Annotated in this window: 14 protein-coding genes and 1 pseudogene; 12 read left to right on the top strand and 3 right to left on the bottom strand. The window is 34.9% G+C overall.

Going from position 1 to position 15,521, the window contains the following annotated elements; all coding sequences use genetic code 11:
* Nucleotides 1–11 precede the first annotated feature (11 nt).
* From NBX25_RS00925 to NBX25_RS00895, 7 genes and pseudogenes are all read left to right on the top strand, one after another.
* A complete protein-coding gene (locus NBX25_RS00925; protein WP_123909425.1) occupies nt 12–1,298 on the top strand; it encodes a cation:proton antiporter in 1,287 nt (428 codons plus the stop codon).
* A gap of 20 nt (nt 1,299–1,318) precedes the next feature.
* Nucleotides 1,319–2,042, top strand: a pseudogene (locus tag NBX25_RS00920) (DNA alkylation repair protein).
* Nucleotides 2,043–2,166: 124 nt separating this feature from the next.
* Complete coding sequence (locus NBX25_RS00915) at nt 2,167–2,835, top strand: hypothetical protein (protein WP_123909423.1); 669 nt, start codon at nt 2,167–2,169, stop codon at nt 2,833–2,835.
* A 17-nt stretch (nt 2,836–2,852) separates the two neighbouring features.
* Complete coding sequence (locus NBX25_RS00910) at nt 2,853–4,886, top strand: hypothetical protein (protein ID WP_250252379.1); 2,034 nt, start codon at nt 2,853–2,855, stop codon at nt 4,884–4,886.
* The gene (locus tag NBX25_RS00905; RefSeq protein ID WP_250252378.1) at nt 4,887–6,122 is read left to right on the top strand and encodes a hypothetical protein; all 1,236 of its coding nucleotides are present in this window, start codon (nt 4,887–4,889) and stop codon (nt 6,120–6,122) included.
* Between the two features lie 17 nt (nt 6,123–6,139).
* Nucleotides 6,140–6,478: a DUF6122 family protein gene (locus NBX25_RS00900; RefSeq protein ID WP_185145603.1), complete on the top strand. Its 339-nt coding sequence runs from the start codon at nt 6,140–6,142 to the stop codon at nt 6,476–6,478.
* Between the two features lie 66 nt (nt 6,479–6,544).
* Nucleotides 6,545–7,615, top strand: coding sequence for a calcium:cation antiporter (locus NBX25_RS00895; protein ID WP_123909420.1), 1,071 nt, complete (start codon nt 6,545–6,547; stop codon nt 7,613–7,615).
* Between the two features lie 65 nt (nt 7,616–7,680).
* On the opposite strand, the gene NBX25_RS00890 is transcribed toward NBX25_RS00895, so the two are convergent.
* On the bottom strand, nt 7,681–8,061 hold the full coding sequence (locus tag NBX25_RS00890) for a group III truncated hemoglobin (RefSeq protein ID WP_250252376.1): 381 nt from the start codon (nt 8,059–8,061) through the stop codon (nt 7,681–7,683).
* Nucleotides 8,062–8,205: 144 nt separating this feature from the next.
* Here NBX25_RS00890 and NBX25_RS00885 point away from each other — a divergent pair, with 144 nt between their 5' ends.
* The 5 genes from NBX25_RS00885 to NBX25_RS00865 all read left to right on the top strand — a co-directional run bounded on the left by NBX25_RS00885 (nt 8,206) and on the right by NBX25_RS00865 (nt 12,740).
* The gene (locus NBX25_RS00885) at nt 8,206–9,177 is read left to right on the top strand and encodes an ion channel (RefSeq protein ID WP_123909418.1); all 972 of its coding nucleotides are present in this window, start codon (nt 8,206–8,208) and stop codon (nt 9,175–9,177) included.
* Nucleotides 9,178–9,666: a YkgJ family cysteine cluster protein gene (locus tag NBX25_RS00880; RefSeq protein WP_250252373.1), complete on the top strand. Its 489-nt coding sequence runs from the start codon at nt 9,178–9,180 to the stop codon at nt 9,664–9,666.
* A 240-nt stretch (nt 9,667–9,906) separates the two neighbouring features.
* Complete coding sequence (locus tag NBX25_RS00875) at nt 9,907–10,221, top strand: hypothetical protein (RefSeq protein ID WP_250252371.1); 315 nt, start codon at nt 9,907–9,909, stop codon at nt 10,219–10,221.
* 155 nt (nt 10,222–10,376) lie between these two features.
* Nucleotides 10,377–11,117 carry a LytTR family DNA-binding domain-containing protein gene (locus NBX25_RS00870; RefSeq protein WP_250252368.1) on the top strand — a complete coding sequence of 247 codons (741 nt, stop codon included), beginning with the start codon at nt 10,377–10,379 and terminating at the stop codon, nt 11,115–11,117.
* 102 nt (nt 11,118–11,219) lie between these two features.
* Complete coding sequence (locus NBX25_RS00865) at nt 11,220–12,740, top strand: amidohydrolase family protein (RefSeq protein ID WP_250252365.1); 1,521 nt, start codon at nt 11,220–11,222, stop codon at nt 12,738–12,740.
* A 118-nt stretch (nt 12,741–12,858) separates the two neighbouring features.
* On the opposite strand, the gene gdhA is transcribed toward NBX25_RS00865, so the two are convergent.
* Nucleotides 12,859–14,217 carry an NADP-specific glutamate dehydrogenase gene (gdhA, locus tag NBX25_RS00860; protein WP_123909414.1) on the bottom strand — a complete coding sequence of 453 codons (1,359 nt, stop codon included), beginning with the start codon at nt 14,215–14,217 and terminating at the stop codon, nt 12,859–12,861.
* 190 nt (nt 14,218–14,407) lie between these two features.
* Complete coding sequence (dprA, locus tag NBX25_RS00855; RefSeq protein ID WP_123909413.1) at nt 14,408–15,517, bottom strand: DNA-processing protein DprA; 1,110 nt, start codon at nt 15,515–15,517, stop codon at nt 14,408–14,410.
* Between the last annotated feature and the right edge of the window lie 4 nt (nt 15,518–15,521).

Raw genomic sequence — 15,521 nt, 5'->3', positions numbered from 1 at the left:
AAGAACACTGAGTGGAATTATATTATTCATTTTCAGCATTAATCGTATTAGCATCCATATTTGCCTATCTTAATTACAGATTCTTAAAACTTCCGAGTACCATCGGGATTATGGTAATTGCCATTGTGGTTTCCATTTTTCTGGTATTATTTGGAGAAACGATACTTCCAAGAACTTTTGGACATCTTCATAATCTGATGAACAGCATCGACTTTACGGAGGTTCTGATGGGAGCGATGCTTAATTTTCTTCTTTTTGCAGGAGGAATTCACATTAATATCAACGATCTTAAAGAACAATTCAGGCCTGTACTGATATTTTCTACTGTAGGCGTTGTGATTTCTACATTTGTAGTAGGTTTTGGGATGTTCTATTTACTCCCATATGTGGGTATTCAGCTTCCATTTATCTACTGTCTTGTTTTTGGAGCACTGATTTCACCTACCGATCCGGTGGCAGTTCTGAGTGTACTGAAACAGGCGAAAGTTTCCAAATCGCTGGAAACAAAGGTTGCCGGTGAATCTCTTTTCAATGATGGTATGGCCGTTGTGGTCTTTACAGTTGTATTACAGCTTGCTGTTGGTAAAGAAGTAGATCTTGGAGTAGAAAGTATTGGACTGCTATTGCTTCATGAAGCCGGTGGTGGTCTTTTATTGGGTGTTTTATTAGGATGGGTTACTTCCAGATTAATGCGTGAAGTGGATGATTATATTATTTCCGTACTGGTAACACTTTCTGTTGTGATGGGAGGTTATCTTATTGCAAGACAGATGCATATTTCAGGACCATTAACGATGGTAGCTGCAGGGTTATTTATGGGGAACTTTAATAGGAACTTTAAAATGAAATCTGTTACCCAGGATTACTTAATCAAATTTTGGGAGCTTATTGATGAAATTCTGAATGCAGTATTATTCTTATTCATTGGATTTGAACTTCTAATGATTAAAGATTTGAAACACTTCATGATTCCAGGCTTATTGGCCATTTTTGTAGTTCTGTTTGCAAGGTTTATTTCCATCTGGGGACCTACGAAGTTTACTTCTCTGAGAAGGAGTTTTAGCCCACAAACGGTAAAAGTTTTAGTTTGGGGAGGAATTCGTGGTGGGGTTTCCATTGCATTGGCGATGTCTATTCCTAAAAGTGAATATAGTGAGACAATCTTAAGTATTACGTATTGTGTAGTGGTATTTTCTATTATTGTTCAGGGGCTTACCATAGCGAAGGTTGCCAATCCTAAACAGATTGTAAAAGAAGAAGAGGAGCAGGAAAATAGTGTTTTAGAGAAGAATGCTTAGTTTTTAAAATTAGATGATCCATGCATACGGGTATTGTTAAAGAAATACAGGTGGCTCTTGCAGTTTTATCCATTCCTGAAAAAGCTGAATTCTTTCCAAGATTTTTCAAAACAGGAAAGGGAGAATACGGTGAGGGAGATCTGTTTTTAGGGGTAAAAGTTCCTGATCAGAGAACTGTTGCTAAAGAATATTACTCAAAAATCAGTTTGAAAGAATTGAGTGAAGTACTTTCTTCAGCATATCATGAACACCGGTTAACAGCTCTTTTTATGCTGATTTCAAAGTTTGAAAAGGCAAAAGATATAGTCGTAAAAGATGAAATCGTGGAGTTTTATCTTAAATATCTTCAGTATGTTAATAATTGGGATCTGGTAGATTCCAGCTGTTATTAAGATTCTTGGCAGATATGCTTATGAAAATAAGAAAGAAATCCTATTGAGAGATCTTTCTAAGGCGGATGAGATGTGGCATAAGAGAATTGCGGTTGTGGGAACCATGCATTACATTAAAAAGGGATCTTTTGACCTCACCAAAGAATTTGTTACAAGAAATCTAAAGCATTCCCATGATTTGATGCACAAAGCCAATGGCTGGCTGTTGCGGGAAATGGGAAATAAAAATGAACAGGAACTCATTGGCTATCTGAATGAGTTCTATAAAGAAATGCCAAGAACCTGCCTGCGCTATGCTATCGAAAAACTTGACGAGGATCTTCGCCAGGATTATTTGAAAGGACGTATTTAAAAATAAAAAGTAGTAGAGTTTCCGGTCTGAAAAAGTACCGGAAAACAGCTATTTATGCTCAAAAAAATAAAGATTGTAAGGATTTAAGACCAGAATTAAGTAATTTTGTGGTTTTAAACCAATCATGAAAAATTTTCTTAAATTATTTCTTCTATTTTTCCCCTTGCTATTCCTGACAAGTTGTTTTGATATTCTTGATAAAGTGAATGTAAAAGCAGATGGTACAGGAGAATACACCATCATTCTTAATGCCAGCAAGAGCAAGACAAGATTAGCTTCAATCTCCAAGATGGAAACCATCAATGGGAAAAAAGTTCCCAAAAAAGCTGAAATTGAAAACAAAATCAATGAAGCGGCTAAGATTTTTAAAGGAACTCCGGGAATCAGCAATGTAAAAACGTCCCTGGATTTTGATAATTATATCATCAAACTGAGCTGTAATTTCAAAAAAATTGAAAACATCAATGCAGGGCTGGAAAAGCTAAAAGCTCAGAAAATATTGGGCAAAATGATTCCAACACAAGTCTACAGCCAGAATCTTGAGAAAAAGACATTGACAAGAAATAAAGTCAATACCTTCAAAGAAGATTATGATAAGATGAGTAAGGCAGATAAAGAAGTTTTTAATGATGCGCGATACACTTCCATCATGCAATTCGAAAATGCTGTGAAATCACAAACAAACAATACTTATGTGCTTTCTCCTAACAAAAAAGCACTTAAACTGGACGCTGATATCCTGGATTTGATTCTTCAGAAAAAACAAATACAAAACACAATTCTTTTTCAATAAATTTCTAAACTATAGTCATGAAATCTATCTTATTAAAAACGCAAAAAATTATTTTCATACTTTTTGGCTTTACATTGGTTTTTGCTCAAAACAGCATGAAAATTCCGTCTGATGCTGTATTTTATATGGAAGTCAACGGAAAACAGCTTAATAATAAAATAAACTGGGATAAACTGAATCCTTTGCTGCATGAACTAAGCAAGAAGAGTAAAGAAAAACCTTCATGGACAGATTATTCCAAAACAGGAATCAAATACGATGCTGTTCAGTATCACTATGCAAGTTTTAATGATTCTATTAAGACTTACAATACTCATTTTATCATTGATAATAACGAAAAATTCCAGGATTTTGTCAATTCTATGAAGAAAAAGGGACAGGAAGTTTTCAAGAAAAAGAACTATTCTTACGTAGATATTGATGATGATATCTTTGTTGCCTGGAATGGAAGTAGAGCCGTTCTGAGCATGATAAGTTATACCAAACCTTACAAAGATTTGTGGGCTGCAGAAGCCGTTGCAGACAGTACGGCAGTTGCCGGTGATGCTGTTGCGGTTGATTCTGTTGCAGTAGATGCCACCACAGATGGTGTTTATACTGATGAACCGGAAAAACCTTTTAATTATAAAGAGGAAATTAAAAGTCTGAAGGAAGATATTAAGTATCTGAAAGAAAGTATTAAAGACAATAACAACGAGATCGCAAGAATTCAGAAAGATATTAAATACCTGCAAAAGCATCATCAATATCCCAAAGAAAAAGAAAGTGCAGAGAATCCTGAAAACGGAGAGGAGATGCCTAACGAAGCTTATGATGAGGAATATGAAAAAGCCTACCAGAAAGAACAGGATTCTATCCGCAAAGAAAATTTCAAAGTTGTTCAAAAGAATGCTGAGGACAGGTTTGATCTATATTTCAATTCAAATTTAGAGATTGAAGTTCCTAAAGAAATGCTTTCATTCAGAGATGCTAATTCTGATGTTTTTGTTTACACAGATTACGGAAGAATTGTAAATGAAGGCATCTATGGTAAAATGACGAAGTATTATACCTACGGGCAATTCTTCAAAAATATGTACAATTCTAACTATGCATACAACCTGTATTTTGATAAAGACAAAGTAAGGCTGGTTAATAATTATCAGCACAAAAATACTGAGATTCAGAAGAATATTTCTGCCATTTATAAAGGAAAGAAAAACAAAAAACTTCTACAGCTTATCAATGAAAAAAGTGTTGGTTACTATGCGATGAACGTAAATGGAGCGAAATGTTTTGACATGATGTACAGTTTACTTCAGAATTCAGGAGAAAATGAGTACAAAAAAGAAATGGAGCTTATTATGGAAACCATGAAAATTGTTCTGGATGAAGAAGCCATTACGAAAATAGCTCCAGGAAACGGAATTTTTGTTTTGAATGAATTGAAATCCAAAAAAGTAGAGTACACGGATTATGAATATGATGCTGATTTCAATGAAAAAGAGGTAAAGAAAACTAAGGAGATCGCTGTTCCGAATTTCACTTTTGCCTTTGCAACGGAGAACGAAGGATATTGGACCCGTATTTTTGATTTGCTGACTACCAATAAGAAACTGTCTAAAAGATTTTCTAAAAAAGGAAACCTATACACTTTTAAAGAAGATAAAAATGGAGGGTATATTGACCAGCTGTTCTTTACTGTAAAAGATGGAATTGTCTATCTGATGAGCTCTGCAGACAATATCTTACCTGTTAACCAGTCTGATATTTCCAGAAAATGGGCGAAAGATTCTGCTAAATATCCTTTATCCGGAAGATTGGATATCCAAAAACTTTTAACCGGTTTAGATAAAGAATTCAAAAGTCCTAAAGAAAGAAAAGCATTGGATGCGATCAGAAAAAGTGTAGGAGAATTGTATTATAAAACTGAAGTTAAAGGAGAAAGTATCCAGACAGAAATGAATTATAATATCAAAGGTTCTTCGGAGAATAGCTTAATGTATTTCTTTGATGTGTTCGATCAGGTTTTTAAAACAAAAGAAACAGAAAAGAAACCACAAATCTTATAGATGAAAAAAAAGAAGATTATTGTCCCGTTGCTTTTGTTGCTTGCTGTTGCTGTGTATTTTGTAGGTTTCTATAAAGACAAAAACCTTAAATATATTCCTGAACATGCAGATGCAGTTGTTTTAATTGATACTAAGAAATTAACGGGACAATATCTCTTCAGTTTTGTAACGCACCCTTCAAAGTGGTCTGGAAATAAAACAAAAAGCAAAACCGGTTCGGTGAGAGATTCGGGAATCAAAATTCCGGATTTTTTGCAGATTTTTCATGTTAAAGATACCAAATTCTCCGAGTGGTACAGTGTTTTAGAACTTAAAGATCCACAAAGGCTTATTGCCTTTTTAAAAAAGCAAAAGTTTACTGCTAAAGGGAATAATCACTTTCAAAAGGACCAGATTTTCTTAATGATAGAAGGTAGTCATTGCATTGTAGGAACTTCTGATCTTGCTTTTGAAACAATTAAGAAGGGACTTCTCCAATCTCCTGCAAATCCGGTTTGGGAGGCAGATCAGTTTATTCAAAATACATTGGGGAGTATTTCTGTTATTTCAGGACAGAAAATTCAAAACTTTTCTATCGAATTACATGATGATGAAATTGAAATAAAAAATAATTCAAACCCTGAAGCTTTTAACTCCATCGCTTCAAAACTTGAGAAAAGAAATCAGTTTCTGGAACTTGAATTAGATAAAGAGAACCTCAGAAATTTCAGCCTTTTTTTCAATAAGAGTATCGTAGATTCCTCGCAGGCAACTTCTTTAAAGGCTACTGCAAATATTGAACAGGTCAATGATACCATTATCAGTTATGAATATGATGATAATTTTAATGAGGTTGAAAAAAAGAGCTTCCAAAAGATTACACAACCTAATTATATCATTGATATTCAAAGTAAAAATCCTGAGAAAACATGGGGGTATTTCCAATCTAAAAAGTGGATTAATGGAGAAAGCCAATTCACAGCAATTCCTTTTCAGCCCAATGAGATCACCCGAAATAATAATGGGGTTATCATAAAATCGACCAGAAAACCTGTAATATTATCCCCTCAATTAAAAGAAAATTACATCCTGATCAGAAACAATGCTTTGTTGTATTCATCTTTGAAAGCATTGAGCAACACGGAGAAAAGGATTATTTCTGACATCGATTATGTGCTGTATGGAAATAAATCACAGAATTATTGGGTGAAAATAAAAGCGAAGAAAGGAGATTTACCCTTAATTTTACGGTGGTAACTGAAAAATATCCATTAATGGCTCCGTCAGAAATTGCTTTGCTCAAAACCTGTACACATTATTTTTTACATTTTGTATTTCCAGTCTTTATAGCACTGGTCTTTTATCCTAAAAACTGGAAGAAGGTATATCTTATTTTATTGGCGACCATGCTGGTAGATCTGGACCACCTTTTTGCCAATCCCATTTTTGATCCGTCACGGGAAAGTATAGGTTTTCACTTTTTACATTCCTATTATGCCATTGCGGTGTATTTTTTGATGTTATTTTTTAGAGGAAATGTCAGAATTATAGGAATTGGATTATTATTTCATATGTTGACGGATTATCAGGACTTTAACTTCTGGCCTCATTAAAATATTATTAATATTTTCTTTTGATATTTAAAATATTATAGATTTTTTGTATTTTGTAGTCACTTTATGAGACCAAAAGAATTTTTACACTACACTTATATTTTTCCTGTCCTTGCGGTAGGTTACTACTTTTCCGGACTAATGGGAAGTGGTGTTATTTATGATGTTATTGCCGGTATTTTACTTATTGGAAGTGTTTTATCTGCAGTACATCATGCAGAAATGGTAGCTCATAAAGTAGGAGAACCCTTTGGAACAATTATCCTTGCCCTTTGTATTACGATTATTGAAGTAGCGCTAATTATCTCACTGATGATTGCCGGCGGGGATCAGGCGATCACGCTGGCCAGAGATACCGTTTTTGCTGCTGTTATGCTTATTCTTAATGGTATTTTGGGAATCTGTATATTGGTGGGTGGTGTTAAATATCATGAACAGTTTTTTGCCAGAACTTCCGCTACAACCTATTTGGTGAGTACGGTTTCAATTCTTATTCTTACTCTGGTTCTTCCTAACTTTACATCAAGCGTTAACGGACCGTTTTACAATCAGGCACAGCTTATTTTTGTATCCATTGCCTGTCTGATCATCTATGGTGTTTTCCTGATGGTACAGACCGTGAGACACAGAAGCTATTTTATTGTTCCCGATGAACATCCTGAAGAACATTATATTCCTACATTAACTAAAACACTGATCAGTTTTGGCTTTTTAGTCGTTTGTCTGGTTATCGTTGTTTTGATGGCTAAAGGTCTATCTGATACCATTGAAGGAATGGTACAGAGTGTAGGGGCTCCTAAATCTTTAGTAGGAGTAATCATTGCTGCTGTTGTCCTTCTTCCCGAAGGTGTTGCAGCAATACGTGCCGCGAGAGCCAATCAAATCCAATCCAGTTTAAATCTTGCACTAGGTTCAGCGCTAGCAAGTATCGGATTGACGATTCCTGCAGTTTCTGTAGTGTGTATTACCTATGATATTCCGTTAGTTCTGGGATTGGATAAAAAAGATATTATTTTACTTTCTTTATCGGTATTTATCGTAATGCTTTCATTAAGCCGGGGAAAAACAAATATCCTGTATGGAACTGTACTATTAGTGAATCTGGCTGCCTATATCTTTACGGTAATTGTTCCTTAAAGAGAACTGCCTCGTAGTATGAATTTCATCTCCCGGAACCCGAACTCCGAAAAACCCGGAACTTACTAAAGTCTTCTCGCCAATTCCATTTTAAAAGCCATCAGTTTGGCAATATTCTCGGATTTGTATATCGCCATATCAGCGTTTTCACCTACGAAGTTCTCTTCAATAGTTGTTCTCCATAGCTCAAGCCATTTGTCGAAGTGCTTTTGCTCCATAGCCTGTATTTCATTAATCGGAAAATGGACGCCCATCGGATTTCCTTTGTAGGTCATCTGTCCAAAAAGAATAGATTCCCAAAACGAATACATTTTTGGAAGGTGTTTATCCCAGTCAACTTTAGCAATATCATTGAAGAAGAAACTAATGGTTTCATCTTTTACTACTTTGGCATAAAATGCGTTCACCAGATGTTCAATATCTTCTCTTGATTCAAGCTTTTTCATATTCCAAATTTACTGTAAAATCAAATTGAATGAGTAAAGGTTTCAATTGATAAAATTCATGAAAACAATATTTTATCTTTGTATCCGGAAACGCGATAAGGTGAATAATAAGTAATTAAGTTATTGAAAAACAAATAATATAAGATGACAAGAGGATTCAGAAAAAAGATCCGCCAGAAAAACACTGAGAATAGTGGTTTCGGAAGCAATGCCTCAGGAAGATTCATCAATAAAGATGGTCTCCCGAATGTGAAGAGAACAGGGGTGAATGTTTTCAACAGTCTTAGTTGGTATCATACCATGCTGAATCTGTCCTCATTTCGTTTTATTTCGTATCTCGTCGTAGCATATATTGTGATTAACCTCATATTTGCCATGATTTATTACCTGATTGGAGTAGAGCATCTTACAGGAATAGATAAAAGTGACCCATTGAATGAGTTTATTGACGTTTTCTTTTTCAGCTCACAAACCTTTACTACTGTAGGATATGGAAGAATTGCTCCTGTTGGTTTTTTGGCTAGTTTAGTGGCTACTTTTGAAGCTTTTCTGGGATTGCTTACCTTTGCCATTGCAACGGGACTCTTCTATGGGAGATTTTCAAGGCCGAGAGCTTATTTAAGGTTCTCAGATATTGCAGTAATTGCACCTTTTGAAGAAAGTACGGCTCTCATGTTCAGATTAGCTCCTTATAAAAACAATGCACTGACAGATGCTGATGTGATTGTGTCTACAGCTATCGAAGTGATTGAGAACGATGTTCCTAAAAGCAATTTTTACAGGTTGGAAACACATTTAAGTAAAATCAATACGCTGGCTCTGAATTGGACGGTTGTTCATAAAATAAATGAAAGTTCACCGTTTTTCGGTTTCTCTGAGGACGATTTTAAAAGCACAGATATCGAGATCATTGTTCAGGTACGGGCATTTGATGAAGTGTTTTCAAATACTGTTGTTCAGCGATCTTCGTATGTGACGGGTGAGATTGTATACGGGGCGAAATTTGTTCCTATGTATTATCCTGATAAAAAGAATCTCGCTACCATTTTAGATCTGGATAAGATCAATGAATATCAAAGAGCTGATCTCCCGGTGCAGGTAGGAAATAAAGAATAAATGAATTTAGATTTTTATAAAAAGCAAGCTTTACAAAAGCAGAAAGAACATAAAAAATTTCTGGACGGATTAAAGAAAAAGCCGCCCAAAAATCTTGATTATGTCGTACAGGAAACCCATGATGAAGTTTTTGACGAAATAGATTGTTTACAGTGTGCCAATTGCTGTAAAACCACAGGCCCGTTATATACTGAGAAGGATATTGAGCGTATTGCCAAACACCTCCGTATGAAATCAGCTGATTTTGAAGCTAAATTCCTGAGAGTGGATGAAGATAATGATAAGGTGTTACAGAACCTTCCGTGCTTTTTTCTGAATGGTGACAATACTTGTTCCATCTATGAAGTAAGACCAAAAGCCTGCAGAGAATATCCTCATACTGACCGTAAAAAGATCTACCAGATCAATAATCTGATGCTGAAAAATACAGTGATTTGTCCTGCCGCTTTTGAATTTGTAGAAAAGATGATGAAGAATATAACGAAGTGATTTTGAAGGGAGAACGGGAATCTTTGTCAAGATTTTAAACCTTGTCAAGGATGAAGAAAAAAAGCCTCCTATAACTAAGACATATTTTCATATCCAGCTTCGGTTTTCCTTAAAATTTCAACTGAAATATTTTTGTAAATTCTTCTTAAAAAATGATAAAGTACGTTAAATAAGTAACTTACGTATAATTTTTATAAATGATGTCTCGTTTAGTTTAAACAATCATTTAAATATTACATTATGAAAAAGTTATTTTTAACGGCAGCATTTGCATTAGTCGGAGTCACCACAGTATCGGCTCAAACACAAACTCAGAAGCCAGCTGAAAGCACGACTAATACCCAAACAACAACGCAAACTCAACCACAGACATCGGAAACCAAAACGGATTGGAGTTCTACCACTACTAATGGGAAGAATCAAAGTACCACTACAACGGAAGCTTCAACAGCAACACCTGTCGCTGAAGCCACTGTTAGTACAGGAACTACGATGGAAGCTACAAAGCCTGCGGAAGCAACAAAAGAAGAAAAGAAATCTAAAAAGAAAAAGTGATAGTATTTTAGCAAACACTAGTCTGAATCCTGGAATCTTGTATTTCAGGATTTTTTTGTAAGCACTTGATTTTAGTTATCAATCAGTATATTATTTACGTATATTTCAGGTTTAAAGATATAGCCCAACCATTTGAGCCCAACTTAATTTTTTTAATGAAAAGACTAAACCCTTCCATTAAGCATCATTTACTGATAGGAATTTTCCTGAGTATATGGCTTTTCATTTTCGCTTTTTTTATAAGACCATTTGATGATGGAACGATCAGTTTTAAGATGTGGGCAATAATTAGTATAGGATTTAGTGTAATTGCATTCTTGTGTTATGGGATAATCGCTATTCTTCAGAAAAGGGTTTATGATAAACTATTAAAATGGAATATCGGACTTGAAGTAATAAGTATTCTTTTTTTTCAGCTTCTTTTTTGGGTTGGTACTTATTGTTTTTATAAAAGTCCTGTTTTGAATGGAGGGTATGATTTTTTTAAGTTTTTGAAGGTAATAATTCTTAAATCAGCTTTGATTTCAACACCCATAATTATTCTGGCAAGAATATATATTGTTTCATTAATTCCTATAAAAGAAGATACAATCATTATAAGAGGTGAAAATAAGTTGGATATTTTAAAAATAAAAAAAAGTGATGTGATTTGTGTTTCTAATTCACAAAATTACGTTGAGATTTTCTTTCTGGATGGAAGTGAATTAAAAGTAAAACTCATTCGCAGTACACTTAAAAAAGTTCAGAATAGCTTTGATTTTTTGATCCAGATCCATCGTTCACACCTGATCAATCCATCCCATTTTAAAGCTTGGAAAAATGCAGATACCATTTATCTTACTCAAATTGAACTTCCTGTTTCTAAAAATTACAGGGAACGTTTATTATCCTTATAATTTCCGTACCTAAAACCGCATATTTCATACCTAATCCCTGAAATTACCTTACAGAAAGGGTTTTTTGTTTTTATTTTGCCTTCCAAATAAAAATAAATATATATGAAAAAGCTTTGGATTAGGAGAGTTCTGTATTCGGTTATAGCATTGTTTGGTGTTCTTATTTGTGTTTTTATTTGGGCAGATCATGAATTAAATAAAGTCATGGGCAAGTCTACTAAGGTTATTGATTTTTCTTCATTTATAAAATCATCCCAAATCGTTCAGATAAGAAATGCTAATGTCCTTTCAGAGGATTGTACCCATTTCATTAAAAACCAAGATGTACTCATTAAAGATGGTATGATTGTTCAATTAAGTGAAAACCTGGCTATAAATAAAGATGCTGTTCTTATTGATGGTACAGACAAATATCTTATTCCGGGGCTTGTAGACAGCCATGCTCATTTACAAGAAAGTAAGAATGACTTATTTTTGTACCTGGTGAATGGGGTTACCTATATTAGAGATATGGCAGGAAGGGCTGTTGTATTAGAATGGAGAAAGTCAATACAGAAAAATGGCCTCGGTCCACAAATGTTTATTGCGTCCCGGCCTATATATAGCGAAAGCGGATTGATGGGTTATTATTATGCCTGGACAAGGAAGGCCGTCGACTATTCAAACAAAGAAGATGCTCAAAAAGCCATAAAAAAAATAAAAGAACAAGGTTATGACGCTATTAAAATGTATGGTTTTGTAAATCCGGAGATGTTTAAAACAACACTTGAAATTGCTAAAGAAAATAATATTCCGGTGATTGGTCATATCCCTTTGGTTAATTTAGATACCTTTTATCAATCGGGTCAAAAAGAAGTGGCTCATATTGAAGAAATAACCAAGAAAACTATTGAAGATTTTGGAAAGTCAATAGCTAAAAATCCTAATGAATATCTTGCATTTTTAAAAGCACGTTCAGCCCAAATTGCGAAAAACCTAAAACAGAATGATATTAGTGTTACTTCAACGGTTTGGTTGTGTGAAAGTTTTGTAGGGCAAAGATTTAATTTAAAATCTAAACTTAAAGAAATAGAATTAAAATATGTCAATCCGAAGATTGTTGAAGGAACTCCATTGTACAAATCCGGCTGGCTGCCCGGTAGAAATGGATATGAGTATAATGGAAAAGATGATCCGGGTGCAAGAAAATTATCATTAACATATTGGAAGACCTATGCAGAGGCCATTCATATTATGACAAAAGCACTGGTAGATCATAAAGTTCCCATTATGGCCGGAACAGATGCTACTGTAGCAACCGTTGTTCCTGGATTTTCTCTTCATGATGAACTAGAATCATTATCTAAATCTGGAATGACCAATTCACAAGCCATTTATTCTGCTACTGTGGAGCCCGGTCAATGGATGAAAAGTAAAACCGGGAAGATAAAAATAGGCTACCATTCGGATTTAGTCCTGCTTACTAAAAACCCATTAGAAGATATAAGAAATACAAAAGCTATTGAGTATGTATTTTTTAATCAACATATCATAGATAAAACTCAGATTAAAATGATTCTGAAAGCTATAGTAGATGCCAATAATGAAAACCGGAGTATAGAAATTGACGAATACTTAAAATAAAAAAAGCGCTGCATATAGCAGCGCTTTCTCCTTTCACTTTTTACTTTTTTCCCATTATCCCGGGAACAGGCTATATCAAAAAAGGTCGGGAGTTTTTCCCAACCTTTATCTTTTTATGTTACACAACTCCTTGAGCTAACATTGCTTCTGCTACTTTTACGAAGCCGGCAATATTGGCACCTTTTACGTAGTTTACATAACCGTCTTCGTCTTTTCCGTAGTCTCTACAAGCTTTGTGGATACCGATCATGATTTCCTTTAATCTTGCGTCAACTTCTTCAGAAGTCCAGTTAAGACGGATAGAGTTCTGAGTCATTTCTAATCCTGATGTAGCAACACCTCCAGCGTTGGAAGCTTTACCAGGAGAGAATAATACTTTATTGTCTAAGAAATAGTTGATTGCGTCAAGTGTAGAAGGCATGTTAGCCGCTTCAGTTACACAAAGACATCCGTTTTCAACTAATTTTCTTGCATCATCTAAATCTAATTCGTTTTGAGTTGCAGAAGGGAATGCTACGTCACACTTCACTTCCCAAGGACGTTTTCCAGCGTGGAATTCAGCAGATGGATATTTTTTAGCATAGTCCTCAGCTCTGTTGTTTCCAGAAGCTCTAAGTTCTAATAAATAGTCAATTTTTTCTCCGCTGATACCATCTTTATCATAGATATATCCATCAGGACCAGAAAGTGTTACAACTTTTGCTCCAAGCTCAGTTGCTTTTTTGATAACTCCCCAAGCTACGTTTCCGAAACCTGAAACAGTTACTATTTTTCCTTGGAAATTCTGTCCGATCGTTTTAAGCATTTGCTCAGCGAAGTATACCACTCCGTATCCTGTAGCTTCAGGACGGATTAATGAACCTCCGTAAGCAAGACCTTTTCCTGTAAGAACTCCGGTAAATTCGTTTCTGATTTTCTTGTATTGTCCGAATAAGTAACCGATTTCTCTTGCTCCTACACCAATATCTCCTGCAGGTACATCTGTTTCAGGACCAATGTGCTTACATAATTCCGTCATGAAAGCCTGGCAGAAACGCATCACTTCCATATCAGATTTTCCTTGTGGATCAAAATCTGAACCTCCTTTACCTCCACCCATTGGAAGAGTCGTTAAAGAGTTTTTAAACACTTGTTCGAAAGCTAAGAATTTAAGAACTGATAAGTTTACAGTAGGGTGGAAACGGATTCCTCCTTTGTATGGTCCAATAGCAGAGTTCATTTGGATTCTGAAACCTCTGTTAACCTGAATTTCTCCTTTATCGTCAACCCATGGAACTCTGAAGATAATAATTCTTTCAGCTTCAGCCATTCTTTCAAGCAGCTTCATTCCGGTATATTCTTTTCTCGTAGCAATGAATGGAATTACAGTTACGGCAACTTCTTTTACAGCCTGTAAGAATTCCGGTTCGTTAGGATTTTTTGCTTCAATTTTTGCAATAAACTCTTGGATTTTCTGGTCAATATTATATTGTTCCATATATTAAGGTTGAATATTATTGTCAACAAATTTAATTTTTTTTTCAAGATTCACAACACTCTATTTTAAGATTGTTAAAAATTAAATAATAATGTTTGGAAATATTATTAAATTAATAATTTATGATTAAAATTTATTAAAAATGAAATGTTATGTGTGAAATAATGCAGTATTAAGAAATCGTTAATTCTTAATTTGCTATAAATTGTCTCCCGGAAAATGATTTTACTTTCCCTAAAAGTTCTAATTCCAAAATAATCGGTAAGATTTTATGCGAAGAAAGATCAATTTCCTGTGCAAGATCGTCCAGAGAAATCTGTGGATTTTGTTTAATAAATTGATAGACATTTTTCTGATTGTCAGTTAATTGTATTGTTGTTTCGCTATAAGGAAAAAGCTCAGCAATTTTTTCTTTTGGATTATGGAGGCCAAGCATACTGATAAGATCTTTGAGGGTAGAAATAGCAGTAGCTTTATTGTGTAAAATCAATTGATTACAGCCTTGGCTATGAACATCGGTAATCTTTCCCGGAAGAGCAAAGACCTCTCTGTTATAATCATTGGCGAAAGTTGCTGTACTTACAGATCCGCCACCAAATCCCGTTTCAACTACAATGGTTGCAGGAGAAAGTCCTGCCACAATTCTGTTCCTCTGAATAAAGTTTTCACGGTCCGGCTTTCTTGCCGAACAAAATTCTGTTAATAAAACACCCCCTTCCTGGAGAATTTTTTCTGAAAGTTTTCTGTTTTTGGCAGGATATAAAAACTCAAAACCATGGGCAAGAACTGCGATGGTTGGTTTCTGACTACAGATAGACTGCTCATGAACCTCTTTGTCTACTCCTAAAGCAAGACCACTCACAGAAACATATTTTGAAGATTGGGTGGCTTCAAAAAAATCTATGATAAACTGTTTTCCATAAGAAGTCATATTGCGGGTTCCGACCAAGCTAATCTTTTGAAGGGATTCATCAATGTTTCCTTTTTGGTAGAGAATAGCAGGAGCGTCTATGCATTCATTAAGAAGGGAGGGAGCTTCATCCAGATGCCTTAATCTGACCTGGATACTATTTTTTTCACAAAATAACAGTTCTTTTTCTGCAAATTTCAGATGGGTTTCATTCCCAATATCAGCAACTGTTTTTTGTCCTATACCTTCAAGCTTTTTGTATTCTCTTTTTGCTTTTTTCCATGCATTTTCTGCACTACCAAAGGTTTTTACAAGTTTATGGAAATTGATGTCGCCAATCTGACTGCTTTCGCGCAAGGCGATGGCATATAAATATTCTTCGGAGATCATGTGT

The sequence above is a fragment of the Chryseobacterium sp. Marseille-Q3244 genome (assembly GCF_940807095.1).
In the GTDB taxonomy this organism is placed as follows: Bacteria; Bacteroidota; Bacteroidia; order Flavobacteriales; family Weeksellaceae; genus Chryseobacterium.
This window is presented reverse-complemented; position numbering and strand designations above follow the sequence as displayed.

Coding starts and splice junctions, on each gene's coding strand:
- NBX25_RS00890 (WP_250252376.1), bottom strand. CDS start 8,061: ATGAAAAAGCTTGAATCAAGAGAAGATATTGAACATCTGGTGAACGCA.
- NBX25_RS00865 (WP_250252365.1), top strand. CDS start 11,220: ATGAAAAAGCTTTGGATTAGGAGAGTTCTGTATTCGGTTATAGCATTG.
- NBX25_RS00905 (WP_250252378.1), top strand. CDS start 4,887: ATGAAAAAAAAGAAGATTATTGTCCCGTTGCTTTTGTTGCTTGCTGTT.
- NBX25_RS00910 (WP_250252379.1), top strand. CDS start 2,853: ATGAAATCTATCTTATTAAAAACGCAAAAAATTATTTTCATACTTTTT.
- dprA (WP_123909413.1), bottom strand. CDS start 15,517: ATGATCTCCGAAGAATATTTATATGCCATCGCCTTGCGCGAAAGCAGT.
- NBX25_RS00875 (WP_250252371.1), top strand. CDS start 9,907: ATGAAAAAGTTATTTTTAACGGCAGCATTTGCATTAGTCGGAGTCACC.
- NBX25_RS00880 (WP_250252373.1), top strand. CDS start 9,178: ATGAATTTAGATTTTTATAAAAAGCAAGCTTTACAAAAGCAGAAAGAA.
- NBX25_RS00895 (WP_123909420.1), top strand. CDS start 6,545: ATGAGACCAAAAGAATTTTTACACTACACTTATATTTTTCCTGTCCTT.
- NBX25_RS00900 (WP_185145603.1), top strand. CDS start 6,140: ATGGCTCCGTCAGAAATTGCTTTGCTCAAAACCTGTACACATTATTTT.
- NBX25_RS00870 (WP_250252368.1), top strand. CDS start 10,377: ATGAAAAGACTAAACCCTTCCATTAAGCATCATTTACTGATAGGAATT.
- NBX25_RS00915 (WP_123909423.1), top strand. CDS start 2,167: ATGAAAAATTTTCTTAAATTATTTCTTCTATTTTTCCCCTTGCTATTC.
- gdhA (WP_123909414.1), bottom strand. CDS start 14,217: ATGGAACAATATAATATTGACCAGAAAATCCAAGAGTTTATTGCAAAA.
- NBX25_RS00885 (WP_123909418.1), top strand. CDS start 8,206: ATGACAAGAGGATTCAGAAAAAAGATCCGCCAGAAAAACACTGAGAAT.